Annotated in this window: 19 protein-coding genes; 8 read left to right on the forward strand and 11 right to left on the reverse strand. The window is 59.6% G+C overall.

Features of this window, described 5'->3' with window-relative positions; all coding sequences use genetic code 11:
• The 4 genes from BZK31_RS15005 to gloB all read right to left on the reverse strand — a co-directional run.
• Nucleotides 1-1,465 (reverse strand): extracellular solute-binding protein (locus BZK31_RS15005; RefSeq protein ID WP_083183741.1); only part of this gene is annotated, 1,465 nt, incomplete at its 3' end.
• Nucleotides 1,462-3,291, reverse strand: a complete 1,830-nt coding sequence (locus BZK31_RS15010) for an extracellular solute-binding protein (RefSeq protein WP_083183742.1) — start codon at nt 3,289-3,291, stop codon at nt 1,462-1,464. The genes BZK31_RS15005 and BZK31_RS15010, both read right to left, overlap by 4 nt.
• 184 nt (nt 3,292-3,475) lie before the next feature.
• Entirely contained in the window at nt 3,476-5,068 is a 1,593-nt protein-coding gene (locus BZK31_RS15015; RefSeq protein WP_083183743.1) for a lytic transglycosylase, read from the reverse strand.
• 99 nt (nt 5,069-5,167) lie between these two features.
• The gene (gene gloB, locus BZK31_RS15020) at nt 5,168-5,947 is read right to left on the reverse strand and encodes a hydroxyacylglutathione hydrolase (RefSeq protein ID WP_083183744.1); all 780 of its coding nucleotides are present in this window, start codon (nt 5,945-5,947) and stop codon (nt 5,168-5,170) included.
• A gap of 81 nt (nt 5,948-6,028) precedes the next feature.
• Between gloB and BZK31_RS15025 the strand changes: the two genes are divergently transcribed.
• The 4 genes from BZK31_RS15025 to BZK31_RS15040 all read left to right on the forward strand — a co-directional run bounded on the left by BZK31_RS15025 (nt 6,029) and on the right by BZK31_RS15040 (nt 8,740).
• Nucleotides 6,029-6,787, forward strand: coding sequence for a methyltransferase domain-containing protein (locus BZK31_RS15025; RefSeq protein WP_083183745.1), 759 nt, complete (start codon nt 6,029-6,031; stop codon nt 6,785-6,787).
• Between the two features lie 47 nt (nt 6,788-6,834).
• The gene (gene rnhA / locus BZK31_RS15030; RefSeq protein WP_083183746.1) at nt 6,835-7,287 is read left to right on the forward strand and encodes a ribonuclease HI; all 453 of its coding nucleotides are present in this window, start codon (nt 6,835-6,837) and stop codon (nt 7,285-7,287) included.
• Between the two features lie 93 nt (nt 7,288-7,380).
• Nucleotides 7,381-8,160 carry a DNA polymerase III subunit epsilon gene (gene dnaQ / locus BZK31_RS15035; protein ID WP_083183747.1) on the forward strand — a complete coding sequence of 260 codons (780 nt, stop codon included), beginning with the start codon at nt 7,381-7,383 and terminating at the stop codon, nt 8,158-8,160.
• 22 nt (nt 8,161-8,182) lie between these two features.
• Nucleotides 8,183-8,740 carry a GNAT family N-acetyltransferase gene (locus tag BZK31_RS15040; protein WP_083183748.1) on the forward strand — a complete coding sequence of 186 codons (558 nt, stop codon included), beginning with the start codon at nt 8,183-8,185 and terminating at the stop codon, nt 8,738-8,740.
• A gap of 33 nt (nt 8,741-8,773) precedes the next feature.
• Here BZK31_RS15040 and BZK31_RS15045 read toward each other — a convergent pair whose 3' ends face one another.
• The gene (locus BZK31_RS15045; protein ID WP_083183749.1) at nt 8,774-8,989 is read right to left on the reverse strand and encodes a hypothetical protein; all 216 of its coding nucleotides are present in this window, start codon (nt 8,987-8,989) and stop codon (nt 8,774-8,776) included.
• Nucleotides 8,990-9,200: 211 nt separating this feature from the next.
• Here BZK31_RS15045 and BZK31_RS15050 point away from each other — a divergent pair, with 211 nt between their 5' ends.
• Nucleotides 9,201-9,770: an NADPH-dependent FMN reductase gene (locus tag BZK31_RS15050; RefSeq protein WP_087881668.1), complete on the forward strand. Its 570-nt coding sequence runs from the start codon at nt 9,201-9,203 to the stop codon at nt 9,768-9,770.
• 160 nt (nt 9,771-9,930) lie between these two features.
• Nucleotides 9,931-15,156 (forward strand): dermonecrotic toxin domain-containing protein, encoded by a 5,226-nt coding sequence (locus BZK31_RS15055; RefSeq protein ID WP_083183751.1) that lies wholly within the window; start codon nt 9,931-9,933, stop codon nt 15,154-15,156.
• A 96-nt stretch (nt 15,157-15,252) separates the two neighbouring features.
• Here BZK31_RS15055 and BZK31_RS15060 read toward each other — a convergent pair whose 3' ends face one another.
• On the reverse strand, nt 15,253-16,404 hold the full coding sequence (locus tag BZK31_RS15060; protein WP_083183752.1) for an acyl-CoA dehydrogenase family protein: 1,152 nt from the start codon (nt 16,402-16,404) through the stop codon (nt 15,253-15,255).
• Nucleotides 16,405-16,407: 3 nt separating this feature from the next.
• Entirely contained in the window at nt 16,408-17,505 is a 1,098-nt protein-coding gene (locus tag BZK31_RS15065; RefSeq protein WP_083183753.1) for an enoyl-CoA hydratase/isomerase family protein, read from the reverse strand.
• 286 nt (nt 17,506-17,791) lie between these two features.
• Here BZK31_RS15065 and BZK31_RS15070 point away from each other — a divergent pair, with 286 nt between their 5' ends.
• Nucleotides 17,792-19,471, forward strand: coding sequence for an MFS transporter (locus BZK31_RS15070; RefSeq protein ID WP_167377972.1), 1,680 nt, complete (start codon nt 17,792-17,794; stop codon nt 19,469-19,471).
• Nucleotides 19,468-20,643 carry an HlyD family secretion protein gene (locus BZK31_RS15075; protein WP_083183755.1) on the forward strand — a complete coding sequence of 392 codons (1,176 nt, stop codon included), beginning with the start codon at nt 19,468-19,470 and terminating at the stop codon, nt 20,641-20,643. The genes BZK31_RS15070 and BZK31_RS15075 overlap by 4 nt, the downstream gene beginning before the upstream one ends.
• Before the next feature lie 62 nt (nt 20,644-20,705).
• Here BZK31_RS15075 and BZK31_RS15080 read toward each other — a convergent pair whose 3' ends face one another.
• The 4 genes from BZK31_RS15080 to BZK31_RS15095 all read right to left on the reverse strand — a co-directional run bounded on the left by BZK31_RS15080 (nt 20,706) and on the right by BZK31_RS15095 (nt 26,114).
• Nucleotides 20,706-22,322, reverse strand: coding sequence for an inorganic phosphate transporter (locus BZK31_RS15080; protein WP_083183756.1), 1,617 nt, complete (start codon nt 22,320-22,322; stop codon nt 20,706-20,708).
• A 139-nt stretch (nt 22,323-22,461) separates the two neighbouring features.
• On the reverse strand, nt 22,462-23,481 hold the full coding sequence (locus BZK31_RS15085) for a transporter (RefSeq protein WP_083183757.1): 1,020 nt from the start codon (nt 23,479-23,481) through the stop codon (nt 22,462-22,464).
• A gap of 97 nt (nt 23,482-23,578) precedes the next feature.
• The gene (locus BZK31_RS15090) at nt 23,579-24,400 is read right to left on the reverse strand and encodes an aldo/keto reductase (RefSeq protein WP_083183758.1); all 822 of its coding nucleotides are present in this window, start codon (nt 24,398-24,400) and stop codon (nt 23,579-23,581) included.
• A gap of 82 nt (nt 24,401-24,482) precedes the next feature.
• Nucleotides 24,483-26,114 (reverse strand): methyl-accepting chemotaxis protein, encoded by a 1,632-nt coding sequence (locus BZK31_RS15095; protein ID WP_083183759.1) that lies wholly within the window; start codon nt 26,112-26,114, stop codon nt 24,483-24,485.
• Nucleotides 26,115-26,726 lie beyond the last annotated feature (612 nt).

A 26,726-nucleotide genomic window follows, 5' to 3' on the forward strand; every position in this document is an offset into this window, starting at 1 on the left:
TGACGATCATGTCGTAGTCACGCGAGCGCAGGCGATTGATGTACTGCGAGACGTCGGCGCGGCGAATCACCAGTTCGATTCCCAGATCGCTCAGGTTGCGTTTGTAAGGCAACAGGATGCGTTCGAACTCGGTCTGGGCAATCAGAAATTCCAGTTTGACCGGGTTGCCTTGGGCGTCGACCATTTTGTCGTCGACGATTTTCCAGCCGGCTTCCTGCAACAGCTGGAACGCGCGACGCTGTTGCGGGCGGATCATGCCGCTGCCGTCGGTGACCGGCAGCGTAAAGGCTTCGGTAAAGACCCGGTCCGGAATCTTGCCGCGCAACGGCTCCAGAATTTTCAGTTCGTCTGGCGATGGCAGGCCACTTGAGGCCATTTCCGAGTTGTCGAAGTAACTCTTCGTACGGCTATAGGAACCGTTGAACAGCTGCTTGTTCGTCCATTCGAAATCCAGCAACAGGCTTAGCGCCTCACGCACCCGAACGTCCTGGAACACCGGCTTGCGCAGGTTGAAGACGAAGCCCTGCATGCCGGTCGGGTTGCCGTTGGGCAGCTCTTCCTTGATCAGTCGTCCGTCCTTGACTGCAGGGGTGTTGTACGCCGTAGCCCAGTTCTTGGCGCTGGTTTCTATCCAGTAATCGAACTGCCCGGCCTTGCCCGCTTCCAGCGCAACGGTGTTGTCGCGGTAATAATCGGTGGTCAGAACATCGAAGTTGTAGAAACCCTTGTTGATCGGCAGGTCCTTGGCCCAGTAATCCTTGACCCGCTCGTAGCGCACCGAGCGTCCGGCCTTTACGTCGACGACCTTGTACGGCCCGCTGCCCAGTGGAAAGTCCAGATTGCCTTTGCTGAAGTCGCGGTCGGCCCAGAAATGCTTGGGCAGCACCGGCAGTTGGCCAAGAATCAGTGGCATCTCGCGGCTGCCGCTGTGCTTGAACTTGAACAGCACGCGCAACGGATCTTCGACGATCACCTGGTCGACATCGGCGTAGTAGCCTTTGTACATGGGAGAACCATGCTCCATCAGCGTCTTGAAGCTGAACTCCACGTCGTCGGCGCGGATGGGATGACCATCGTGGAAGCGCGCCTCGGGTCGCAGGTAGAAGCGCACCCAACTGTTGTCCGGGGCCTTTTCGATTTTGCCTGCGACCAGTCCGTATTCGCTGAACGGCTCGTCCAGGCTGGCGCGGGCGAGGGTGTCGTAGATCAGGCCGATGTCATCCGCCGGCACGCCCTTGTTAATGAATGGATTGAGGCTGTCAAAGCCGCCGAAACCGGCCTGCCGCAGCGTGCCACCCTTGGGGGCATCCGCATTCACGTAGTCGAAATGTTTGAAGTCGGCCGGGTATTTGGGCGCTTCGTCATAGAGTGTCACGGCGTGCTGAGGCGCAGCCTGGACGGTGCAGGCCAGGCCGGCCAGCAGCACGGCGGCTATCGGCAGACGCAGGGAGTGCAAACGGGTCATCGGGGCTTCTCCAGAGACTTGAGCCACCACGCACGCAGCCCCAGGGTGTAGGGCGGGGTGGTGACCATGGCGAATCGATTGCGATACGCAAGGCGATGATTGTTCAGGTACCAGTTGGGAATGCTGTAGTGCTGGGAGAGCAGGACGCGGTCCAGCGCGCGGGCGGTAGCGACCTGTTCGTCGCGGGTCTGCGCCGCCAGCAGCTTGTTGAGCAGGGCGTCGACGACCGGGTTGGCCACACCGGCGTAGTTCTTGCTGCCGTTGATCGTGGCCTGGCTGGAATGAAAGTACTGCCATTGCTCCAGACCCGGGCTGAGGGTCTGTGGCAGGGTCATCAGAATCATGTCGAAGTCGAAACGATCCAGGCGCTGTTTGTACTGTGCGCGATCCACGGTGCGCAGCCCGGCGTTGATGCCCAGGCGTCGCAGGTCTTCGATATAGGGCAGCAGAATGCGTTCCAGGCTGGGGTTGACCAGCAGAATCTCGAAGCGCAGCGGCTGATTGGCGGCGTTGAGCAAACCTCTGTCGGTCAGCTTCCAGCCTGCGCTGCCCAGCAGGCCCAGCGCCTTGCGCAGAGTTTCACGGGGAATGCCGCCACCGTCGGTCTTCGACGGCATGTAGGGCTGGGTGAGCAGGCTGGGCGGCAGTTGATCCCGGTAGGGCGCCAGCGCAAGCCATTCGCCACCGGTCGGCAGTCCGCTCGCGGAAAATTCACTGTTCGGGTAATAGCTGGTCGAGCGCGCATAGGCGTCGCTGAACAGCGTGCGGTTGGTCCATTCAAAATTGAACAGCAGGCCCAGCGCTTCCCGCACCCTGACGTCGGAGAAGGCGGTGCGTCGGGTGTTCATGAACAGCCCTTGGGTCTGGGTCGGAATCTTGTGCGGTATCTGGGCTTTGATCACATCGCCGTTGGCGACGGCCGGGAAGCTGTAACCGTTGGCCCAGTTCTTGGCCTGGTGTTCGATATAGATGTCGAATTCGCCCGCTTTGAACGCCTCGAAGGCCACGTCGCTGTCGCGGTAGAACTCGACTTCCACCCGGTCGAAATTGTATTTGCCGCGGTTGACCGGCAGGTCCTTGCCCCAGTAATCCTTGACCCGCTCGAACACCAGATGACGTCCGGGCTGCACGCGGGTAATGCGATACGGGCCACTGCCCAGCGGCGGCTCGAAGGTCGTGGCCTTGAAGTCTCGGTCTTTCCAGTAATGCTGCGGCAGCACGGGCAGTTCGCCCAGACGCAGGATCAGCAGCGGATTGCCTGCGCGTTTGAACACAAAGCGAATGCGATGGCGGTTGAGGATGTCGACGCGCTGCACTTCCTGCAAAGCGGTGCGGTACTGAGGATGGCCGTCCTTGAGCAGCGTGCGGTAAGAAAATGCCACGTCATAGGCGGTGATCGGTTTGCCGTCGTGGAAGCGCGCTTGCGGGCGGATATCGAACACCACCCAGCTGCGGTCTTCGCTGTACTCCACTGACTGGGCAATCAGCCCGTAACTGGAGGTGGGTTCATCGCCTGAGGGGTCGTACTGCCCCGTGCCCACCATCAACGTCTCGTTCAGTTCGTTGACACCGTACTGCAGAAAATTGCCGGTCGACACCGGGCTGGTGCCCTTGAAGGTGTAGGGGTTGAGCGTGTCGAACGTGCCGAAAGCCATCATTCTCAGGGTGCCACCCTTCGGCGCCTCGGGATTGACCCAGTCGAAATGAGTGAAACTGGCCGGGTACTTGAGGACGCCAAACTGCGCATAGCCATGACTTTCGGTAATGGCTGCGTGGGCGCAGAAGCTCAAGGCCAGACTGACGATTAGCAGGAAGGGACGTATCACGATCCAGGCGACTTGGGCTTTCGGGTCGCTAACAGTAACAGCTTGTCCCGACAGGAAAAAGACTGGAGAGGAAGGGCGGGACAGAGACGCGCCTATGGCTGGCGTGCAGGTGTGTTTCCGAAGGTGACGCAGAACGTCAGGAGGGGCGTGCCAATGCGGGGCATTGGCACGCTGTTGGCGGCTATCAGTGCGGCAGATAGACCGTCAGGGTCTGGCCAGGCTTGAGTGCCTGGCCGGTACGCGGATTCCAGCGTTTGAGGTGCTGCATCTCGACGTTGAAGCGCTTGGCGACCAGGTACATCGAGTCACCTTTCTGGATCTTGTACTGCATGGATTTCTTTTCGCCATCCTTGCTGCCAGCGCTCGCGACGGTTTTGCTGCCTGCCTTGCCGCTGTCCTGCATGACCAGGGTCTGACCGATCTTGAGTTTCTTGCCGGACAGCTTGTTCCAGCGCTGAAGGTCTTCCACATCGACCTTGTTGGCCTGGGCGATGGTGGTCAGGTTGTCGCCGTTCTTCACTTTGTAGGTGCGGCTGCGGGCAGGCTTGTCATTGCTCGCCAGTGCTTCGAACACCGGCTGCGACGTGTTGAGCCCCGGCTTGACCGGAATGCTCAGCGACTGGCCTGCTTTCAGACGGTTGCCTGCCAGCTTGTTGTTGCTCTTGATTGAGCTGACGGTCACCTGATAACGACTGGCCAGGCTTTCCAGCGTGTCACCACGACGAACGCGGTAAGGCTGCCAGGCAACCAGCTCTTCCTGCTTCATGGTCGACAGGCTGGCGGTCAACAGCTGCGCCTTGGACGTAGGCACCAGCAAATGCTGAGGACCATCGATGGTGAGGCGCTTCTTGAATGCCGGGTTGAGCTGGATGAGTTCGTCTTCGTCGATGTCGGCCGCGCTGGCGACCTTGGACAGGTCCACCCGCTTGTTGAGCTCGACGACTTCGAAATAGGGTTCGTTGGCGATCGGATTCAGGTTCACACCGTAAGCTTCAGGCGACAGCACCACCTGGGAGAGCGCCAGCAGCTTGGGTACGTAATCCCGGGTTTCCTGCGGCAGCGGCAGGTTCCAGTAGTCAGTGGGCAGATTGAGCTTGTCGTTGCGCTCGATGGCACGGCTGACGGTGCCTTCGCCCGCGTTGTAGGCGGCCAGCGCCAGCAGCCAGTCGCCGTTGAACATGTCATGCAGGCGCGTGAGGTAGTCCAGCGCGGCGACGGTCGAGGCCTGGATGTCGCGGCGTCCGTCGTAGAAGTTGGTCTGACGCAGATTGAAATAGCGTCCCGTCGACGGAATGAATTGCCAGAGGCCAACGGCCTGACTGCGAGATACTGCCATCGGGTTGTAAGCGCTTTCGATCACCGGGAGCAGGGCCAGCTCCAGCGGCATGTTGCGTTCTTCGAGGCGCTCGACGATGTAATGCATGTACAGGCTGCCACGCTCGCCGGCGCTTTCCAGAAAGGACGGGTTATTGGCGAACCACAGGCGCTGCTGATCGATGCGAGGGTTCTGGTCATTGCCCTGCTGCAACTGAAATCCCTGGCGCATCCGTTCCCAGACATCCTGGGGAGGGGCCAATGGCGTTGCTGTCTTGTGGGTCAGAAAAATGGGTTTTTGCTTGATACCGGTGGCCAGATTGGGCGCGCGATAAGAGCTGGAAGGTTCGACGTGGGCTGTGCTCTGACAGCCTGCCAGAAGCGCACTCGCTGCTACAGCCACGGCCTGGGCCAACCGAGTCAATGCGTCCGAATTTACAGGCTTGCTTATAGATGACGACATTGTTCGGGGGGTACATCCAGACGAAAATGTCGGGCGATTCTAGAAAGCACGCTGCCGCTGGTCAACCTTTCAGAATTTTATTGCCGTTTGATGGTCGCTTCAGAACTTATCTTTCCAGGCCCTCAAGCTGGCAAAAACCGCACTCTGCGAGGTGTTTTGCGTGCCGGCCCGTTCGTCCGCTTTTTCTTTAACGGATGTTTCGTGGGTACGAAGAAAGGGGTTTGTGCGCTTTTCCAGAGCTAGATTGGAAGGCAGGGTGATGCGATTTTGATCACGCAACCGAACGACTTCGGCAAGTCGCTCGGCAATATCCTGGTTATCCGGCTCCACCGCCTGCGCGAACCGCAGGTTGCTCAGGGTGTACTCGTGGGCGCAATAGATCAGTGTGCTGTCCGGCAAAGCGGCCAGTCGGCTGAGCGATTCATGCATTTGTTGTGGAGTGCCTTCGAACAACCTGCCACAGCCCGCGGCGAACAGGGTGTCGCCGCTGAACAGCAATGGTGTCGTCGCGTCGTCATGGTAGAAAGCTATGTGGCCGAGGGTATGACCGGGCACGGCGTGAACCGAGAATTCGAGGCCCAGCACGGTGATGCGGTCATGATCGTTCAGCGCGACGTCACGTGCAGGGATGTTTTCTGCCTGCGGACCGTGGACCGTTGCGCCGCAGACCTGTTTGAGCTCGGCGACACCGCCCACATGGTCGTTGTGATGATGCGTGATCAGAATGTCGGTGAGCCTGTGGTCGGAATGTTCCTCGAGCCAGGCCAGCACCGGCGTCGCATCTCCCGGATCGACTACGGCACAGCGTTTGGTCGAAAGGTCTTGTAACAACCAGATGTAGTTGTCATTGAAAGCGGGAAGGGCATGGATCTGTATCATGGCGCAGTTCGCATCGCGGAGAACAATGGTGCATCTTAGAGTCTGTTGCTGTTGTATGCGAGCACCTCTGGAGGAGAACTCATGACCGATGAAGCGTTCGCTCAGGCCGATCCTGAATGGCTTGCGTTGATCCGCGCCGCTCGCCAATGGCTGTCCGGCCCGCTTGGCCAGCTTCTGCTCGAAGAGGAACGCCGCGTTCTGGAAGATGAACTCGGCCGATACTTTGGCGGCTATCTGGTGCATTACGGACCGTCTGCGCAAACACCGCCCGTTGCACAACAGGTGCAGCGCAACGTTCGACTCGGTGCTCCGCTACCGGGCGTCGAGATTGTCTGCGAAGAGCAGGCCTGGCCCTTGAGCGAGCATGCAGCCGATGTGGTGGTGCTGCAACACGGGCTGGATTTTTGCCTTTCGCCCCACGGTCTGCTGCGTGAAGCCGCCAGCAGCGTGCGTCCGGGTGGCCATTTGCTGATCATCGGCATCAACCCCTGGAGCGCTTGGGGCGTACGCCATGTGTTCGCCCGCGATGCACTGCGCAAGGCTCGCTGCATTTCGCCATCGCGGGTCGCCGACTGGCTTAACCTGCTGGGCTTCGCGCTGGAGAAACGCCGCTTCGGGTGCTATCGTCCGCCCCTTGCTTCGGCGGCATGGCAGTCACGTCTTCTAGGGCTGGAAAACCTCGGCGAAGGGCGACAAAGCCCTGGTGGCGGCTTCTATCTTCTGGTGGCACGCAAACTGGTGGTGGGCTTGAGGCCATTGCGGCAGGTTCGCCGCGAGCCGATGGGCAAGCTGATTCCGCTGCCCATGGCCAAGGTCAGCCGGACGACTCAGGAACCGTGAACCCGGCCCATGCCCGCGACGAAGCCCATCATTCTGGAAAGGTTGTAATGAGCGATAGCGTTGAACTCTTCACTGACGGTGCCTGCAAGGGCAATCCCGGCCCCGGCGGCTGGGGAGCCCTGCTGGTCTGCAAGGGCGTCGAAAAGGAGTTATGGGGCGGCGAAGCCAACACCACCAATAACCGCATGGAATTGACCGGGGCCATTCGCGGCCTTGAAGAACTCAAGCGGCCTTGCGAAGTGACCCTGGTCACCGACTCGCAGTACGTGATGAAAGGCATCACCGAGTGGATGGTCAACTGGAAGAAGCGTGGCTGGAAGACAGCAGCCAAGGAACCGGTCAAGAACGCCGACCTTTGGCAGCTGCTGGATGAGCAGGTCAACCGGCATACTGTGAAATGGCAATGGGTGCGCGGCCATATCGGCCATCCCGGCAACGAGCGCGCCGACCAGCTGGCCAATCGTGGCGTCGATGAGGTTCGCGGCATCAAGCACGGCTAGACGACGCGCTGCCGGTCGATGGCCGGGCAGGGCGGTCGGCTGCCAGCGACTGCGGCATGTTAAGATCGCGGTCTGTAAACGAGGCTACAGTTCATGGCAATGCAAAACACAGACAACAGGTCGATCGTACTCGATACCGAAACCACCGGTATGCCAGTCACCGATGGCCACCGCATCATCGAGATCGGTTGCGTCGAGTTGATCGGGCGTCGCCTGACCGGGCGGCATTTTCACGTTTATCTGCAACCTGACCGCGAGAGTGATGAAGGCGCGATCGGTGTACACGGCATCACCAACGAGTTTCTGGTTGGCAAACCACGTTTCAATGAAGTCGCCGATGAGTTCTTCGAGTTCATCAAGGGTGCGCAGCTGATCATTCATAACGCGGCGTTCGACGTTGGCTTCATCAACAACGAATTCGCGTTGATGGGCGCACACGACAGGGCCGATATCAGCCAGCACTGTTCTGTGCTCGATACGCTGATGATGGCCCGTGAACGCCATCCGGGACAGCGCAACAGTCTCGACGCCTTGTGCAAGCGCTATGGTGTCGACAACTCGGGTCGTGAGTTGCACGGCGCCTTGCTCGACTCGGAGATTCTGGCTGACGTCTATCTGGCCATGACCGGCGGGCAGACCAGTCTGTCGCTGGCGGGCAATGCGTCCGATGGCAACGGTTCTGATGGCGGGACGAGCAATCGGGGCAGCGAAATTCGCCGCCTGCCTGCTGATCGCAAGCCGTGTCGCATCATTCATGCAAGCGAAAGTGAACTGGCCGAGCATGAAGTGCGTATGTCTACCATCGCCAAGGCTTCCGGCGCGCCCGCGCTGTGGGTACAGCTGCTGGAGGCTCAGGCGCAGGCTTCATCCTGACAGCAACCTGCAAAGTGGTGACATGACTGTGGCAAATCCAGCGTTGAGTATCCGGGTCGCGGACGAGTGCTTCGAGGATTACATCCTCAACAGCGAATTCACGTTCACTGTCTCGGGCTACGCAACGCCAAAGGTCGGCGAGCGCGTCGAATCCTGGGAGGTGGAGCCGGTTGAACCCTACCGCAAGAACTACGGCATCGATTCTCAGGAGTTCTGCGATTATCGCGGCGCATCGGACAGTTCGGTGCTGGTGGCATGGCTGGACGACCGGGCTGTCGGGCACATGGTGCTCAGCAAGCACTGGAGTGGGTTCGCCTATGTCGACGAGTTGGCGGTGGACGAGTCGGCGCGTCGGCATGGTGTGGCACGCTCGCTGCTGGATGTGGCGCAGTTCTGGAGTCGCAAGCGCAACCTGCCTGGCATTACGCTGGAGACTCAGAACAACAATCTGGCGGCCTGCCGTCTGTACGAGCAATGTGGCTACGTGGTGGGCGGTGTCGATCATATGCGCTATCGCGGCATTGATCCGCAAACCCGGGAAGCAGCGATCTTCTGGTACCTGATCTTTCCCCAGCCCTGATCCGCGCCTGGTCAGGGTCTGGATGTACAGCCTTTACTTGGGAATGCGGGTCATCTTCACGCCCGATTGCACCAGTTCGAAATCGTCTCCGCCCAGATGCTTGACGCGATCACCGATAGCCAGTCGATAGGTAATGACGGGCTGATCGCTCTGAGCCTCATCCGGCTGTGATTCCTGGAACTCATGCACCGGGTAGATGCGGCCTTCCGCATCTCTGGCATGAAATTGACCGACGAGAACTGAAGCCATTTGCTTTGAAACCTCTGAAACTGAAGATAACCGCTGGTTTACGAATCCATCGGCTTGTGTAGACCACTGATTTATAGGGGAGTTTGCCGCAGGCAAAAAAATAGTCGGCGCAGGTGTGCACCTGATTTGAATGAAACGGTTCGCCCTGCATCTAAAATCCCGGATGTGATCCATACCTAACCCTCCCACGAATCAGATGACGGATATATTCATGAGCCAGGTTCATTCCATCGCCGTGTTGGTCGGCAGTTTGCGCAAAGCCTCCATCAATCGAAAAATCGCACTTGCGCTGGCAGAGCTGGCCCCGGACACGCTGAAGCTGAACATCCTCGAAATCGGCGACCTTGCGCTGTACAACGAAGACATCGACGCCGAGTCGCCGCCACCGGCCTACAGCAGATTTCGCGAGCAACTGGCCGCTGCGGACGGCGTACTTTTCGTCACGCCCGAATACAACCGTTCGGTGCCGGGCGCATTGAAAAACGCCATCGATGTCGGCTCGCGGCCGTATGGCAAAAGTGCTTTCAGCGGCAAACCGGGTGCCGTCATCAGTGCCTCGCCCGGCGCCGTGGGCGGATTTGGCGCCAACCATCATCTGCGTCAGTCGCTGGTCTTTCTGGACGTGCTCTGCCTGCAGCAACCCGAGGCGTATCTCGGCAACGCCGGAACGTTCTTTGATGAGGCAGGCAAACTGTCCGACAAGACTCGTCCGTTTCTGCAAGCCTTCATCGATGCCTTTGCCGCCTGGGTCGACAAAAACGCCAAGGCTCCGGGCAACTGACCCGGTAATCCGTGCCACTGCCGATTGGCAGGATTCGTCCATCGATTGCTTTATGTAACGCAGATAAAAATCCTGCCATCCATAAGCTGCTTCCTTTTTCCTCTCCCCATGTCCGGCCTGCCGGTGTGGGTGAGGAGCCGATTGAAAGGAAGTAGCAAGAATGTCTTCATCTCCACCGTATTTTTTCAGCACGTCACTCAAGACGCGATTCGCTCAGGATATTCAGACCGCGCTTGAAAAGGCCGTACTCAGTACCCGTGAAGGTGCCTGGCTGAAGCGCCTGGTCGATAACATCGAACAACCGCCAGACGCCGGGCCGCTGCCAAGGGTCGACAGACTGTTCATGGACGACGGTTCATGCGCATGCGCCGAGCTGGCGGGCGCCTTGATGATCAGCGATCCAGAGCAGGCGGATTCACCACTGTTTCTGAGTACGTTGATGTTCGGCATTGAACGGTTCGAACAGCGAACTGCGCTACTGGCTGCGTTGCAACAGCGATTCGACGAGATTCGTGACGCCTCGTCGGTGCTCAGCGCCGAACACGTCGAGGGTTCGCTGTTCGACAAGCGCTCCGCCTGGATCATGCGCCAGCAGGCCGAGCATCTTGAGCAGCTTGCGCTGCAACTGCATGAATTGCCGGACCTGCGCAAGGCGGTCGGGCAGGCTGTTCAGGGGAGCCTGCGCGATCTGAATACACAGGCCGGGGTCGATGTGTTCAGTCACCCGGTCCAGATCGTCGAGCCACCTTCATCGGCCGGACAGACGATCCTCCATGTGGCAGGCACTCAGCCGCTGGTTGACGTGGCGCTCAATCACTACGTGGTCGAGGCGATTCCCGCAGGTTTGCAAAGACAATTCATGGATGCCCGCGGGCGCGTGCTCTCCGAAGCCGAGTCGGCGCAGATCACCCAGGCTCTGGTCAGCGCAACACCTTTGGTAGGCGACGCCTTCGAGCAATTGCTGTCGTCCTACTGGACCAGGATCCGCACGGATGGCAGAACCATGCGCGACTACATGACTCACGCGCTGGCCGAGACGTTTCGTCAGCATTTGCTCATCGGTCGCGAGCGCGGCGTGCTGAACCAACAGCAATGGCGTGGTCTGAGCCGCGTATTGCCTTCCCATGCCGCACTGGCTGGCGATGCGGCACCGAGGGTGCGCAAGCTGTCGGTAGCGGTGGCCGGGCAGGAGCCTGTCAAAGTCGTTGGTCAATGGCTGATCGATTTTCCTCAGGGCGATCCTGCGGGTCTTTATCTGTACTGCCCGTCGCAAGGTGTACGTCGGTTTGACGATCTGGCGCGGCTGACTGCACATTTCTCCGGTTCTCACGGCCGAGCTGAGCTGCTGCGATCCTGTTCCTTGAACGACCATCCACTGATCAGGGAGCAGGGCGATATCGAGTTGCGCCTGGAGATTCTAGCCAGGGACTATTTTGCGGAGTGCGTGGACTCGGTCATTGCCCTGCAGAAGCGCAACCTGCGTTATGTGCTGGAGCTGCCGGCGCTGGGGTTCGAGAATACACCGGTACGGATCGATGATGCGCTGGATATCCGGGCGTTGATCGATGGGCGTCTGACGGCCCTGCATGACTCGTGGCGCTGGCGCTCCGGTTCGACGGATTTCGGCCTGTTCTGGAGCGCTGCCGCGCCAGCAAGGCTGCCGCACCTCTCGGGCGTCACGGCTCCTGTTCGAACCTGGTCTGGCAAGCTGGACAAGATCAGTCGGCTGATCGAGCGCATGGAGCCGCTGCATTCCGGCGTGGATGGCTGCATGCGCAACGCACTGAATTTTTATCTGGCGCTTGTTGGCGGCCCGCATCTGGATGCCCGTGCGCTCTGGGTCTTGCCGGGTGATGACGACCAGCCACCGGTCGCGCTGCTTTCGCTGGCGCTCGAACGCGTCTGCGGGCAGCGGCACGCTGCGCTGTCTGGCAGCGCCATCTTGCAAGGGCTGCGGGTCACGCTATCCACGCCGTCGGTAGATTATCTTCCGATATCGCTGCTGGAGCAGATGCTGGGCAATGTTCTGGATGGTTTTGCCGCACGCTATGCGCGGCAGATCACGGATTTCTACGAGCGTCCGTTACGCCATATCAATACGCGGGTGCGCCCCGGTGCATTGTCATGCCTTGTTCGTGAATATGCCCTGCGTCTGGAAGTATTCATCGAGCGACGCGTGGCCAAGCTGCCTGCCGAGCTACTGGATGGTCTTCAGCAATTGCTGGACAGGCCTACGCCTGCCGTGCGCAGGGTTCTGAATGACCAGCAGTTCAAGGCATTCACCTTGTCTATCCGGTTCGGCACGCAGCGCTCGGGTATGGTGATTCCCGATGCATTCTTCGCCCGTCGTGCGCAGGGCGGCGGCAAGGCCATCATGTGGATGCTGGCTGAGGGTTTCCGCGTCTTTGACTCGACGCAGGCGCTGACCGATCACCTCGTGTCGCAATTGAATGGTGCCGGGGGAGATACCTCCTCGATATTGCAGTTGTTCGCCGAGCCGGACGCCCTGTTGATCCGTCGGCATCTGGATAACAACGTGGCGCCGGACATCAGGGTTGAGGCGGAGGAAATTGACGGACACTTCATTCAGGCGCTTCAGAAGCATGCCATTGATCGACAGTGCCGCGCGGTGAGCAGCTTGTTTTTGCAAGCCTGCACCTGGGGATTGAGGCCGGTTTCATTTACTCATCTGCTCAATCGCGTCGAACGCGACGACCGCAGCCGTCGAATGGCGAGCAGTCTGGGGGTAGCGATTCAGTTGGTCATTTACCAGACCATCGTGCCGGTCTGGATCAGCGAAGCGCCACTTGAGGATCAGTTCGCGCTTGCAGATGCCTTGCGACGGTTTTTCGTGACCTGTGTCGCTCAGGAGGACTTTCTGTTCGACATTCCCGGCCTGCATGGTTATGCCCGGGAATTGCTCAGTGTCAGGTTAAAAACCGATTTTCCGGAGAAGGAACTCGACCCTGACAACATCATCGTCACGTTGACCCACTATGTGCCCATTCCCGGGGCTGTTGGGCAGGTGCCTCAATCGATCCCCGCCGCTTCTACCTACGTGAGTGAGCCGCTCAGCGCATTCGCCGTCAATCGTCTGATGTCCCGACAGGACGGCGCCCTGTCGCTGACCTCGCAGGACGGCAAGCCGCTCGACGCGGGCCTGACACCCGCTTATGTAAGGGGGGTGGTTGACTCACTGGATGTGGCTGCGGGCTATCGGAGGATGCTGGAGAAAGTGCTGGTCAAGACGGATCCGGCGTATGCCAGGCGACAAAAGCTGTTTGCCGAGCAGATACCTGCCGTAGAGTTGCTGAGGGCGCTGGCATTCAAATTGAAAGGTGAGTTGTCTGCTAAAGCCTACCGGTTTATCGACGCCGTACTGAACATGCCGGACGGGATAGCCCGTTTGTCAGTGGACGGATGCCGGATCGGGATCAGCCCTCTGTTGTTGCTACCCGCAGCGGAGGGTTGGGAAGCCACGACAGTGCTCAATACTTATCTGATTGCGCCCATGGAAAAACAGCCGGGACCTTGGATTCTCTACGTTCTGATGCACGACGAGTTCGTGTTCAAGGAGTACGCGGATCAGGCTGCTCTGCTGGCGGACATACGAACGTCCAGCAGTCTTCAGACGCTGATGTTGCAGCGCATCGAGCCTGGCATGCGGCATATCTATGACAAGGGCGGTTTCATGGAGCCTCATCTGCCGTTCAGTGTGGAGTCGTCCTGGGATCTTCCTCTGGAACGCCCGCAACCTGTGACGCTGGAATTTCGTCCGTTCGAAGGCAACGCGCTTGAATACTTGTTTCGGGGCGCTCTGCAATTTCTGAAGCTTCAGATAAAGGAGCAAAGCGTCTCCAATGCCGAACATAGTCGCAACAAGGCTCAGTACCTGTTTACCCTGGGCACCGAGCAGGTCATGGCCTTGCTGCCGGGGCGTCTGGGCGCGCTCGTGGGGGTATGGCAGAGCCAGGCGCTGTTCAATTCTTCATTGACCTCGGCCAGTGAAAAGAGTTGGGGCAAGGCGGTGTCCGAATTCCTGGCGGCGCTGGGTGTGCTGATTTCTTCGAAACAGGATCCGCAGTCAGGGCTCGGGGAAGGGGAGGATATCTATCTTGAGCCGCAGGAAGGTGTGGAGGAGGAGAGCGGCGAAACCGAAGATGTCCCTTCCTTTCCGGATTTTTCCTGGAGCAATGGTTCGCTGACAGACCAGGTGCGCGTCCGGCTGCGCGCGTTCGAGGTCACTGACGTTGCGTTGAACACGCTGACCAAGGATGAAATGTTCAATACCTATGATGATCTTGCGACGGGCAAAAGATACGCCTCCATCGATGGCAAGGCCTATCAGGTACGTTCTGGGCCGGAAGGATGGTCCATCGTTGCAGGCGACCTGATGGGGCCTCCGATCCGGTTGAATCGAGACCAGCGCTGGATGCTCGATTTGCCCGGAGGCCTCAAGGGCGGCGGCGGCATAGTTTCGCGGGCAAAAACCAGAATGGTCGATGGCGATGTCGACGATGTAATGGTCGTCACTGCCCGCGGAATGGAGCAGATTCGCAGTTCTTTTCAGGAAATGGCATGTGCCATCGAGGAAGGGCACGCTCAGGCACGGTTGTATCTGGAAAACTGTATGAACAACCTGGCCCGCCACGCGGCCAATGGTGAAATGGATGGGCGGGTGAAGAAAATCCTTGGCGATTTTTTCGACCATAGAAGTCCTGATCCCAGGCTGCACGATGCCGTCAAGCACGTCGTCACTACGCTATACGAGGGCTTGATGGACCCGTCTCTTTCGCCTGTCGACTCGACACGCTATGTGGTCGGCATCAATCGGTACGGTGAGGAGATGGTGAGTGCCTTCGTACTTCCAAAGGATCCTTTGAAGCGTCTGTATCTGACCGAACACTTTTTCCGGGTGCCCAGTTATCGTCTGAAACTGGGAGTGTTGCGAGCAGGGCAGTTCAAATTCGGTGATCACTACCGCAGCGCGATTCTGCTCCACGAACTCTCGCACCTGGTACTCGATACCGAAGACATTGCGTACGTCGACGGCCATGCGCCTTTTATCGACATGCTGGAAGACGCGCCGCGTTATCGGCTAAGGGTCAAGAACGAACAGATCCTCAAGCAACAGAAGGCATTGTCCTATCAGACCGACCGCTCCCAGTTGTTCAAGAACCTGGACGAAGGGGCCTGGCGTGATCTGAGCCGTACGGACGGCGCCGCCAAAGGCACCATTTTGCGTCTCACTGGCAAAAAAAGTCTGGAGCAAGCGCGCGATGTGTTCTATTCCGACGTACAAAAGCGCACTGACATCATGCTCGCCAATGCCGATTCGGTAGCATTACTGGTTACGTTGCTTGGACGTGAACGGTTCACCGATTGACCAATGGCCCGCGGCATTCATTGATGGCCGGAATGAAACAGCTCGCGAAAGCGGCATAGGCCCGATACGTTAAGCCTATGCCGTGCGCCGGGTGATTCAAACCAGATAGTGGCGAAGCTCGCGGGCGATCAGCAAGCGCTGGATTTCACTGGAGCCTTCATAGATCTGGGTGATGCGGGCGTCCCGATAATAGCGTTCGACCGGGTAATCCTCGAGATACCCGTAGCCACCGTGAATCTGAATGGCTTTTGAGCACACCCGCTCGGCCATTTCCGAGGCGAACAGTTTGGCCTGGGATGCTTCCGAAAGACATGGCTGACCGGCGCTGCGCAGGCGGGCGGCGTGCAGGATCAGCAGTCTGGCGGCGTTGATGCGGGTGTGCATATCGGCCAGCAGATTGGCGATGCTTTGATGCTCGATGATCGGCTTGTCGAACTGCACGCGCTCCCGGGCATAGGCCAGCGCCGCTTCGAAGGCGGCGCGGGCGATCCCCAAGGCCTGAGCGGCAATGCCGATGCGTCCGCCTTCAAGGTTGGACAAGGCGATGGCCAGCCCCTTGCCGCGTTCACCCAGTAGATTGGCCGCCGGGATACGACAGTTGTTGAGCGTGACCGCGCAGGTGTCCGATGCGCGGATGCCCATCTTGTGTTCGCTACGATCCACGACAAAACCGGGGTTTTCAGTCGGTACCAGAAAGGCCGAGAGGCCTTTCTTGCCCAGCTCGGGATCGGTCACGGCAAACACGATTGCCAGCTGCGCCCGCTTGCCGTTGCTGACGAACTGCTTGGCACCGTTGATGACCCACTCATCACCCTGCAACTCGGCGCGGGTGCGCAGGTTGTGGGCTTCGGAGCCTGCGTGGGGTTCGGTCAGGCAGAAGCAGCCGATGGCCTTGCCGGTGGCGAGCTTTTCCAGCCAGGCGTGTTTCTGTTCGTCGGTGCCGTAGTTGAGGATCGGACCGCAGCCGACCGAGCTGTGGACGCTCATCAGCGTGCCGGTGGCGGCATCGGCAGCGGAAATTTCCTCGACTGCCAGCGCGTAGGCCACGTAATCGATGTAGGTGCCGCCCCACTGTTCGGGCACCACCATGCCCAGCAGGCCCAATTCACCGAGCTTGCCGACCAGCGCGTCGTCGATCCAGCCAGCCTTTTCCCAGGCCTGGGCGTGCGGGGCGATTTCATTGCGGGCGAAGTCACGCGCCATGTCGCGAATCATCACCTGCTCTTCGGTCAGTTCCAGATCGTGCATGAATCAGGTCTCCTGGCCGCTGAAAAAACTGTCGACATGCGCAGCGCTGACATCCTGTGCACTGTCGTGTTTCCAACGCGGCTTCTTGTCTTTATCGATGATGAGGGCGCGAATGCCTTCGATCAGATCTCCACGCTCGAACCATTGGCGATCCAGGTGCAGTTCCATCGCGAAGCACCCGTGCAGTGAAAGGTGTTGTCCCCGGCGCAGCATTTCCAGGGTCACAGCCATCGCTAGTGGCGAGTGGCCTTGCATTTTCTTGACGGTATCCAGCGCCCATTGGCGCGTGTCGCCGATGGTCACCTCTTGCAGTTGTTCAAGAATGCTCGGGATATCGGGCAGGCCAAAAAAATGGTCGATCGCAGGACGAAGCAGTTCAAGAGGCGGGTGTGGCAGACGCTGGGTGCCGAGTTTGGCCATCGCGCCTTGCAGGTCCTTGAGCGGGGTCGATTTCCACTTCAGGTGATCGAGCATGTGATCGAGACGCGGCAGCATTTCGCTGCTCATTGACCAGTCAGCCAGCCCGCAATACAGCGCGTCGGCAGCGTTGATCTGGCTGCCGGTCACGCCGAGCCAGGTGCCGAGCTCGCCCGGTAAGCGGGAGAGGAAATAGCTGCCACCGACATCCGGAAAATAGCCGATCGCAACTTCCGGCATCGCCAGACGGCTGCGCTCGGTGACCACGCGCAGGTCTGCTCCCTGCACCAGACCCATCCCGCCGCCCAGCACCAGGCCGTCCATCAACGCCATTACGGGCTTGCGGTAACTGTGAACAGTGAGGTCCAGTGCGTACTCTTCGGCGAAGAATGCCTGATGCAGATCGAGGCCGTTACGGTGGCTATCGTACAACGAGCGGATATCGCCACCGGCGCAGAATGCCTTGCCACCAGCGCCTCGCAGCACGACGGCATGGATACCGTCATCTTCGGCCCAGGTATCGAGCTGGTGCTTGAGCGTGCGCACCATCTCAAGATCCAGGGCATTGAGGTCAGCGGGACGATTGAGGGTCAGGTGACCGATATGATTACGTACCTCCACCACAACCGCGCCCCGGTGGGCAGGGCGTCGGACCGTCAGGGCGGATGAAGCCTGTGAACTCATTCTGAACTCCTTGTTCGTTTACGCTTTCTTCTTGTCTGTTCCCGGCGTCGCAGCAGATCCTAGCAGTGCAAATGTGCAAAGCAAAACTGCGTTTAAGCATAGCTTCAAGTTTCAAATGGCCACTATTTATGCCTGATCACGCCGCGATGAGCCTCGAGCCGTAGGGCGGGTCGCAGGAATCCTCAGGACTTGATGAGTATTCTGTCCGCTGTGACTGTCACACAATGAATTCCTCGATCCCTTCAAAGAATGATCTCCATGAACCACCTGCCATGAGCGAGCTTTGGTGAGCGATAAGTACGCCCCACGCGAATGGGCGCCCCATGAACGTCCGACCATGCCGGGTTCGCCTTCGACGCCCTTGCACTCCACTGCGCGGCGCTGGGCCTTTGCGCTGGTCGGCGTGATCGTCGCCCTCACGGGCGGGCTGGGCAACGCGCTGGTGATTGCCAACCTGCCCTATTTGCAGGGCGCGCTGGGTGCCACCTCGCAGGATATTGCCTGGCTGCCGGCCGCCTACATAATGACCAACGTTTCGATGAACCTGCTGTTGGTGAAATTTCGCCAGCAGTTTGGCTTGCGCGCGTTTACCGAGCTGTTTCTGGTGCTGTATGCGCTGGTCACGCTGGCGCACCTGTTCGTCAATGACATCGATTCGGCCATCGCGGTGCGTGCCGCCCATGGCATGGTTGGCGCGGCGCTCAGTACGCTGGGTCTGTATTACATGATTCAGGCCTTCCCGCAGAAGTGGCGACTCAAGGCGCTGGTGCTGGGATTGGGTACCGCGCAACTGGCCACGCCGCTGGCGCGACTGGTGTCCGAAGACCTGTTGCAGATTGCCCAGTGGCGCGGCCTGTACCTGTTCGAGCTGGGTATGGCAATGCTGTCGCTGGGCTGTGTCCTGCTGCTCAAGCTGCCACCGGGCGATCGCTTCAAGGCTTTCGAGAAACTCGACTTCCTGACGTTTGGCCTGCTGGCGCCGGGTTTTGCACTGTTGTGCGCGGTACTGTCGCTGGGGCGTATCGAATGGTGGCTGGAGGCGCCGTGGATCGGCATCGCTTCGGCAGCGTCCATCGCGTTGATCTGCGCAGGACTTGCCATCGAGCACAACCGCGGCAATCCGCTGTTGATCACGCGCTGGCTGGGCAGCGGCGCGATTCTGCGGCTGGGGCTGGCGGTGATTCTGTTCCGCATCGTGTTGTCCGAGCAATCCGTTGGGGCGGTCGGTTTTTTGCAGGCCCTGAACATGGGCAGCCAGCAACTGCACACGCTTTATCTGGTGATGTTGCTGGGCAGTGTCGCCGGGCTGGCAGTCAGTGCGCTGACGATCAACCCTGCGCACCTGATCAAGCCTTTGCTGATCTCATTGGCAATGATGGCGGCAGGCGCCTGGATGGACAGCCACTCCACCAACCTGACCCGGCAATCGAACATGTACCTCAGCCAGTTTCTGCTGGCCTTCGGCGGCACTTTTTTTCTCGGGCCGACGCTGGTGCTGGGCATCAGTGGCGTGCTTGCCAACCCGCGCAATATGGTGAGCTTCTCGGTACTGTTCGGGATCACCCAGAACATCGGCGGCCTGATCGGATCGGCCGCGCTTGGCACGTTCCAGATCGTGCGCGAGAAGTTTCACTCCAGTCATATCGTCGAACACCTGACCCTGATCAATCCACTGGTGCAGTCGCGCTTGCAGAGTTACAGCGCCAGTTACGGCTCAGTGATCGCCGATCCCGCGCAACGTAACACCCAAGGCATCCGCGCCATGGCCACTGCGGCGACCCGCGAGGCCAATGTACTGGCCTATAACGACGTCTTCATGCTGATCGCGTTGATTGCCGTGCTGACCATGGTCTGGATTTCCTTCCGGGTCATCTGGCTGAAAATGACCACTCAACCTCAAGCGCTGGCCCCTGTTGCACCAGCCGCTTCGCCTTCCGTATCACCGACCGGCGCACACCCTTCATGACCGAACCGAGCACTTCGAACCCGACCCCCAATCCTGACACGGCCCGCCGCACCGACGGGCCTGCGCCGGCGCCGCTGAAATCGCCAGCCACCAGTCGACCCAGCTCACGCCGCAAGCGCATGATCTCCTCGGTGATCTTCGGCGTCGTAGCGCTGGCCGGTGTGCTGGTGGTGCTTTATGCCTGGCAGTTTCCGCCGTTCACCAGCCCGATCCAGAGCACCGAGAACGCCCAGGTGCGCGGTCAGACCACGCTGATCAGCCCGCAACTGAGCGGCTATGTGTACGAAGTGCCTGTGCAGGACTTTCAGTTCGTCAAGGCGGGTGACCTGTTGGTGCGGCTGGATGATCGTATCTACCGGCAACATCTGGACCAGGCGCTGGCGCAACTGGACGTGCAGAAAGCCTCGCTGGCCAACAACCTGCAACAGCGCCGCAGTGCCGAGGCGACCATCGGTCAGCGTCAGGCACAACTGCAGAACACCATCGCGCAAAGCCGCAAGAGCACCGCCGACCTGAAACGCAATCAGGCGCTGGTGACCGACGGATCGGTGTCTAAAAGCGAGCTGGACGTGGCCCGTGCGGCCGATGCGCAGGCGAGCGCTGCGGTAGCCGAAGCCAAGGCGACGCTGCAGATCGCTCGTGAAGACTTGCAGACGGTGATCGTCAATCGGGGTTCGCTGGAGGCGTCGGTCGCTAATGCTGAAGCGGCGATTCAACTGGCGCGCATCGATCTGGACAACACCCGCATCGTTGCGCCTCGTGACGGGCAACTGGGGCAGATCGGGGTGCGGCTGGGTGCCTACGTCAATTCCGGTGCGCAGTTGATGGCTTTGGTGCCTGAGCGGCGCTGGATCATCGCCAACATGAAAGAGACGCAGATGGCGAACGTACGTCTCGGCCAGGCGGTGAGCTTTACGGTGGATGCGCTGGATAACCTGACGCTGCAGGGCCGCGTGCAGCGCATTTCGCCTGCCACCGGGTCGGAATTCAGTCTGTTGCCCGCCGATAACGCCACGGGCAACTTCGTGAAGATCTCTCAACGCATACCGGTGCGTATCGTGGTGGATGCCGATCAACCCATGCTCGAGCGCCTGCGGCCAGGGATGTCAGTGGTCGTAAGCATCGACACCGGCACGGACGGCGACGTCCCGCCCGATCCAACGCTGCCTTAGACAGGCATGGTCGATGGCGCAGGACGTCGAGCCACGGACAGGATCAGCGCTTCACCTGTCACTCAAAATATATGGCTGAACACCCAGTACAGTGAGCCCGACAGCAGGATCGCCGCAGGGAGGGTCAGCACCCAGGCGGTGGCCAGATTGCGCAGTGTGCGCATTTGCAGGCCCGAGCCGTTGGCGACCATTGAGCCTGCGACGCCCGAAGACAACACATGCGTGGTCGACACCGGCAGGCCGTACATGTCGGCCGCGCCGATGGTGAACATCGCCACCACCTCCGCCGAAGCACCTTGAGCGTAGGTCATGTGGGTCTTGCCGATGCGCTCGCCGACTGTCACCACAATCCGTTTCCAGCCGACCATGGTGCCCAGCCCGAGGGCAATCGCCACCACGATCTTGACCCAGGTCGGAATGAAGCGCGTGGCATCATCGATCTGTTTCTTAAAGGCATCGAGTTTGGTCTGCGTATCGGCGTCGAAATTACCGACCTTGTTCTTGTCCATTACACGGATGGTTTCGGAGGTCAGGTACATGTCGTTGCGCACGTTGGTGACCGCTTCGGCCGGTACTTTCGACAGCGAGCCATAGCTCTGCACCTGATCGCCGATCTTGCCGGCCATCACCGCCAGCGCCGGAATCAACTCCGGCGTTGCCTGTTTGCTGACCAGGTAATCGGACAGCGTCTGGCGCGAGTCTGCCGGGGCGGGCTGCGGCACACTGCGCATCAAGGCTTGCTGGGTGACTTGCGCCACCGCCGCGAACTGCGTCGCCTGATCGGCCGGCATGGTGCGGTTGAGCGCGTAGGCCATCGGCAGTGTGCCGACCAGAATAAGCATGATCAGGCCCATGCCCTTCTGCCCGTCGTTGGAGCCATGGGCAAAGGAAACACCGGTGCAGGTTACGATCAGCATGCTGCGAATCCACCACGGTGGCGGCGCGTTGCCCTCGGGTGCCTTATACAGGGCGCGGTTCTTGATGAACATGCGCATGGCCAGCAACAGCAATGCGGCACAGCCGAAGCCCACCAGCGGCGAAAGCAGCAGCGAATAGCCGATTTTGGTCGCTTGCGACCAGTCCACACCGCTGGTGCCGTCGCGTCCATGCATCAGCGCGTTGGCGATGCCCACGCCAATGATCGAGCCGATCAGCGTGTGTGAAGACGAGGCGGGCAAGCCCAGCCACCAGGTGCCCAGGTTCCAGATGATCGCCGCGATCAACAGCGCGAAGATCATGGCAAAGCCGGCCGAGGAACCGGTTTGCAGGATTAGCTCGACGGGCAGCAGAGCGATGATGCCGAACGCCACCGCACCGCTGGAAAGCATCACACCGAGGAAGTTGAAGAATCCCGACCAGACCACTGCAAAGCCAGGCGGCAGCGAGTGGGTATAGATCACGGTGGCAACCGCATTGGCGGTGTCATGGAAGCCGTTGACGAACTCGAATCCCAGTGCGATCAACAGCGCCACGCCCAGCAGGATGAATGGCGTCCAGGTGGTGACCACCGTGCCCATGTCATCCACATCCTGCTTGAGGCTGTAGCCGGTGAACGCCAGGCCCGCGATGAGCACGGCGAAGAAGATCGTCATGGTCAGGCGGCCGGGTTTACGCCCGAACTGGGTTGCCGACAGGCTCGCCCCACGAGTCGCGTCGGGTGAAAGTGCGTTGATCGCCATGTGTGCAATACCTGGATTGAAAGATAACTGCCATGGTCATTGCAAAATGTGACAGAGATGCGACACAGGTCAATTCATCGGGTATTCAGGCCGGATTCCTGATAACCGGCAGCCTCAATGGCGAGCAGAGCGTGCTGAATCAGTAATCGCCGCGTTTGCGAAAGGCCCAGCGGCCAGCCACCAGCGTGAAGGTTGCCACCAGCGCCACCAGGATCCAGAAGCCTTCAGGGTCGGAGGCCAGGGGCACGCCACCTACGTTCATGCCGAAGAAGCCGGCGACAATGTTGATCGGCAACGCGAGCACAGTGACGACAGTAAGAGTGAAGAGGGTGCGGCTGCTCTGCTCGTTGAGGTTGGCGGCGATCTCTTCCTGCAGCAGCTTGATGCGTTCGCCCAACGCCGTGAGGTCGTTGATGACCAGCGACGATTCCTCGATGGACTGACGCAATGCCTGCACATCCTGTTCGCGCAGCCACACCGGCGGGCGATGCAGCAGGCGCATCAGCGAGCCAGGCTCCAGGGCCAGCAGGCGCTGCAGGCGAACCAGCACGCGGCGCATGGCACCTAGCTCGGAGCGATTGTTGCTCAGGCGCTGGGACAGCAATTGGTCTTCGATGCGATCGACATTGACGCTCGTCTTGCGCAGAAACTGGGTCAGCACTTCGCCCTGATCGCTGAGCAGATGGGCCAGCAGTTCCAGCGGCGAGTCGAATTGCTCGCCACGCTTGACCGCCGAGCGCAGCTTGTCCACCGAACGCAAGGGTTGCAGCCGGGCAGTGATCAACAGGCGTTGGCGGGCGCAGACCCAGAGTGTGGAGATATCGGTCGAGAGTCGGTTGAAGTCGAACACCACGTCGTTGACCACCGCCAGCAGTGTTACATCGACATGCTCGATCCGCGTCGAGCGCGAACCTTCATGCAATGCCTCGAAAAATTCTTCAGGCAGATCCAGTTGGGCTTTCATCCAGCGCTCGCATGCGGCGTGCGACAGGTTCAGGTGCAGCCAGATGAAGTCGTTACCCTGCGACGGGTTTTGCAGGTAGTCGAGCGCTGCGGCCGAGCCGATCTCATGACCGCTCTCGCCGGGGCGAAAGCGGAAGCCGTAGAGCAGGCCAAAGAGATCCGAATCCTGATGATGGTGCGCAATGCTGTGGTTCATGGCAGTCCACGTGCGGCCTGGCCCGGTGGGGGAGGCGAAGGCCGCATGATGACAAGCCGTTATTTCAGATTTGTGACGGTCTGTTTCAACGTGTGTCTCAAACCATCGCCAAGGGCACCTTGCGGGTTGGCATCGGCCAGGCCCGGTCGATGTCGGCCAGATCCTGCTCGGTCAGCCTGATCTGCTCCGCCGCGACATTCAGGCGAATGTGCTCGGGATCGGTCGCTTTGGGGATTGCGATCATGTTGTCCTGACGCAGCACCCAGGCCAGCGAAATCTGCGCGGGTGTCGCGCTGTGCCGGTTGCCAATTTCCTGCAGGGCAGGGTGGTAGAGCAGATCACCCGCCTGACCGATCGGGCAGTAAGCCATCAACGGCAGATGACGGTTGGCGCTCCACAGCATCAGGTCGAATTCGATGCCACGCTGTTCCGGGTTGTACAACACCTGATTGGTGGCACAGCGCGGATTGTCCAGTTCGATCATGTCAGGCACGTCAAAGTTGGACACGCCCCAGGCACCGATCTTGCCGTCTTCGCGCAAACGTTCGAAGGCTTCGACGGTTTCAGTCAGCGGATACTGGCCTGGCCAGTGCAGCAGGTACAGATCGATGTAATCGGTGTTCATACGCCGCAGGCTGGCCTCGCAGGCCTTGGGAATTCCCGTGCGGCTGGCGTTGTGCGGATAGACCTTGCTGACGATGAAGACTTTGTCACGTTGCCCGGCAATCGCTTGCCCGACGATTTCTTCGGCAGCGCCGTCGGCATACATTTCTGCAGTGTCGATCAGAGTCAGGCCCTGTTCGATGCCGCGGCACAGGCCGGCGATTTCCGCCGAGCGCAGATGCCCTTTCTCACCCATGTGCCAGGTGCCTTGACCCAGCACTGGTACGGTGTTGCCTGCCAATTCCAGTGTGCGCATGTGACCCCCTGCGATTAAGTGAACAGGTCTCAGGCAACAAGGCCTGCACGAGGTTCCCCGGGCAGGCCGTTGAAGCGATGAATCAGACGCGGAATTGCTTCAGCAACTCATTCAATTGCTCGCTCAGCCTTCTCAGGTGCTGGCTGGCGGTGGTGGACTGCTCGGCTGCCAGTGCGGTGCTCTGCGACAGCTGCGCGGCCTGCGTCACGTTCTGGTTGATGTCATCGACCACGTGCGACTGTTGCAGGGTGGCGCTGGCGATGGAGGCGTTAAGGCCATTGAGGTTGCGCAAGGCCTGGCTGATCGAGGTCAGGCTCTGACCTGCCTGATTGGCCTGTTCGATGGTCAGTTGTGACGAACGACTGCTGTCGCCGATGACCTTCACCGCCGCATCCGAATGACGCTGCAGACGCTCGATCATGGCCTGGATCTCAGCGGTGGACTTCTGGGTCCGCTGCGCCAGCAGACGCACTTCGTCGGCCACCACGGCAAAGCCGCGCCCCTGTTCACCGGCGCGCGCCGCCTCAATGGCCGCATTAAGCGCCAGCAGGTTGGTCTGTTCGGCGATCGAACTGATCACTTCCAGTACGCCGCCGATCTGGGTGCTTTCGCTGGACAGGGTCTGCATCACTTCCACGGCCTGACCGATAGTGCCCGAGAGGTGTTCGATCTGGCGCAGGCTGTTGTCGATGTTGACCTGACCCTGTTGCGCCTGTGACTCGGCGTTGCGCATCTCGCTGGCTGCGTGCTCGGCATTCTTGGCCACATCCTGTACGCCGTAGGTCACTTCATTGACCGCCGTGGCGACCAGATCCATCTGTTGCGACTGTTGTTGGCTGCGGTTCTGGGCCTGCTCGGCATTGCTGCCCAGATCAGTGGAGGCCTGACCCAGTGCCACGGCCGAGTTCTGCAACTGGCCGACCACGTTGCGCAGCTTGGCAATGAAGGCGTTGAAATGAGAGCCCAGTTCGGTGATTTCGTCGCGGCCATGGGTTTCCAGCGTACGGGTCAGATCGCTCTCGCCGCTGGCAATGTTGCCCATGGCGCTGACGGCTGCCCGCAGCGGACGCACAATGCTGCGCACGATCAGGGTCAGCATCAGAATCATGACCAGCACGATACCGCCGATGAAGATCCCGGCGTTCAACAGCTGAGTTTTGAATTCCGCGGCGACATCGTCCACGTACACGCCCGATCCAATAATCCAGCCCCATGGCTGAAACAGCTGGACATAGGAGGTCTTTCTGACAGGCTCAGTGGCGCCGGGCTTGGGCCAGCGATAGTTGACCAGACCCGCACCCTTGGCTTTGACGACCGCAACCATCTCGTTGAACACCGCAAAGCCGTCCGGGTCCTTGATGTTTGACAGGTTCTGGCCTTCCAGCTTGGGATTGGTCGGGTGCATGATCATCACGGGCTGCATGTCGTTGATCCAGAAATAATCATTCTGGCTGTAGCGCAGTCCCTTGATCTCTTTCAACGCCTGCTGCTGAGCGGCCTCGCGAGGCATACTGCCTGCCGCTTCCAGGCCTTGGTAGAAGGTGAGGATGCCGCTGGCGGTCTGGACCACATGCATGGTCTTTTCGGCCTTGGCCTGATACAGATCGTCATGAATCTGCTTGAGCAACGTGGCTGCCAGGACAAAGAGCATCAGCACAGAGACGATAAGAATCAGCCATAACCGGCGACTGATGGACAAACTGCGCATATTCATGATCTCGACCCCATACGTTATTTTTCTTTTTCTTCTTGAAGCTGCGGCTCTGGACGGTACTTATCCCGAAAAATCAGGGTCCCGAATGTCAGGGCCTCTTCAGCTTCTCGGCGCATCATGACCAAACATGAGATCACAGTCACATTTATTTAAGGTTGTACGGAACTATTTCGAAATCATAGCGAAAGGCTTACACCGTAAGGCGTCATTGGCTCTTTTCGCTGCCCCTGTGTCAATGTAGGATCCAATTCAACAGCTGCAGCGAAGGAACGGTGCAGCGATCAGGGATGATCGACCATTGCCAGGAGGCTACTGACAGGATGTCGGGATGGTCATGTTTGCAGGAACGACCCGCTTCGGCGGGTTTTTTGCTTTCTGCGGTGCGGTTTTTGACAACCTGCTGTCTGACATGCCGCTTCATGCAGTCTGAATTGAGCCTGTTCGGTCTGGAGGACGGAGCACACCAAGGCCGGTCTAGTATGTGAGGTGTTCAGGGATTGGCTTCGGGCGCATTTCGCAGCAAGTCAACGTGTGATCCCGCACCGGTTCTGCACACTGACAGCGCTGTAGCAAAAGGCTTACGCTCAAGGACGTCATTGGCTCTTTTCGGGC

The organism is Pseudomonas floridensis, from assembly GCF_002087235.1.
Classification (GTDB): Bacteria; Pseudomonadota; Gammaproteobacteria; order Pseudomonadales; family Pseudomonadaceae; genus Aquipseudomonas; species Aquipseudomonas floridensis.

Coding starts and splice junctions, on each gene's coding strand:
- BZK31_RS15015 (WP_083183743.1), bottom strand. CDS start 5,068: ATGTCGTCATCTATAAGCAAGCCTGTAAATTCGGACGCATTGACTCGG.
- gloB (WP_083183744.1), bottom strand. CDS start 5,947: ATGATACAGATCCATGCCCTTCCCGCTTTCAATGACAACTACATCTGG.
- BZK31_RS15025 (WP_083183745.1), top strand. CDS start 6,029: ATGACCGATGAAGCGTTCGCTCAGGCCGATCCTGAATGGCTTGCGTTG.
- rnhA (WP_083183746.1), top strand. CDS start 6,835: ATGAGCGATAGCGTTGAACTCTTCACTGACGGTGCCTGCAAGGGCAAT.
- dnaQ (WP_083183747.1), top strand. CDS start 7,381: ATGGCAATGCAAAACACAGACAACAGGTCGATCGTACTCGATACCGAA.
- BZK31_RS15040 (WP_083183748.1), top strand. CDS start 8,183: ATGACTGTGGCAAATCCAGCGTTGAGTATCCGGGTCGCGGACGAGTGC.
- BZK31_RS15045 (WP_083183749.1), bottom strand. CDS start 8,989: ATGGCTTCAGTTCTCGTCGGTCAATTTCATGCCAGAGATGCGGAAGGC.
- BZK31_RS15050 (WP_087881668.1), top strand. CDS start 9,201: ATGAGCCAGGTTCATTCCATCGCCGTGTTGGTCGGCAGTTTGCGCAAA.
- BZK31_RS15055 (WP_083183751.1), top strand. CDS start 9,931: ATGTCTTCATCTCCACCGTATTTTTTCAGCACGTCACTCAAGACGCGA.
- BZK31_RS15060 (WP_083183752.1), bottom strand. CDS start 16,404: ATGCACGATCTGGAACTGACCGAAGAGCAGGTGATGATTCGCGACATG.
- BZK31_RS15065 (WP_083183753.1), bottom strand. CDS start 17,505: ATGAGTTCACAGGCTTCATCCGCCCTGACGGTCCGACGCCCTGCCCAC.
- BZK31_RS15075 (WP_083183755.1), top strand. CDS start 19,468: ATGACCGAACCGAGCACTTCGAACCCGACCCCCAATCCTGACACGGCC.
- BZK31_RS15080 (WP_083183756.1), bottom strand. CDS start 22,322: ATGGCGATCAACGCACTTTCACCCGACGCGACTCGTGGGGCGAGCCTG.
- BZK31_RS15085 (WP_083183757.1), bottom strand. CDS start 23,481: ATGAACCACAGCATTGCGCACCATCATCAGGATTCGGATCTCTTTGGC.
- BZK31_RS15090 (WP_083183758.1), bottom strand. CDS start 24,400: ATGCGCACACTGGAATTGGCAGGCAACACCGTACCAGTGCTGGGTCAA.
- BZK31_RS15095 (WP_083183759.1), bottom strand. CDS start 26,114: ATGAATATGCGCAGTTTGTCCATCAGTCGCCGGTTATGGCTGATTCTT.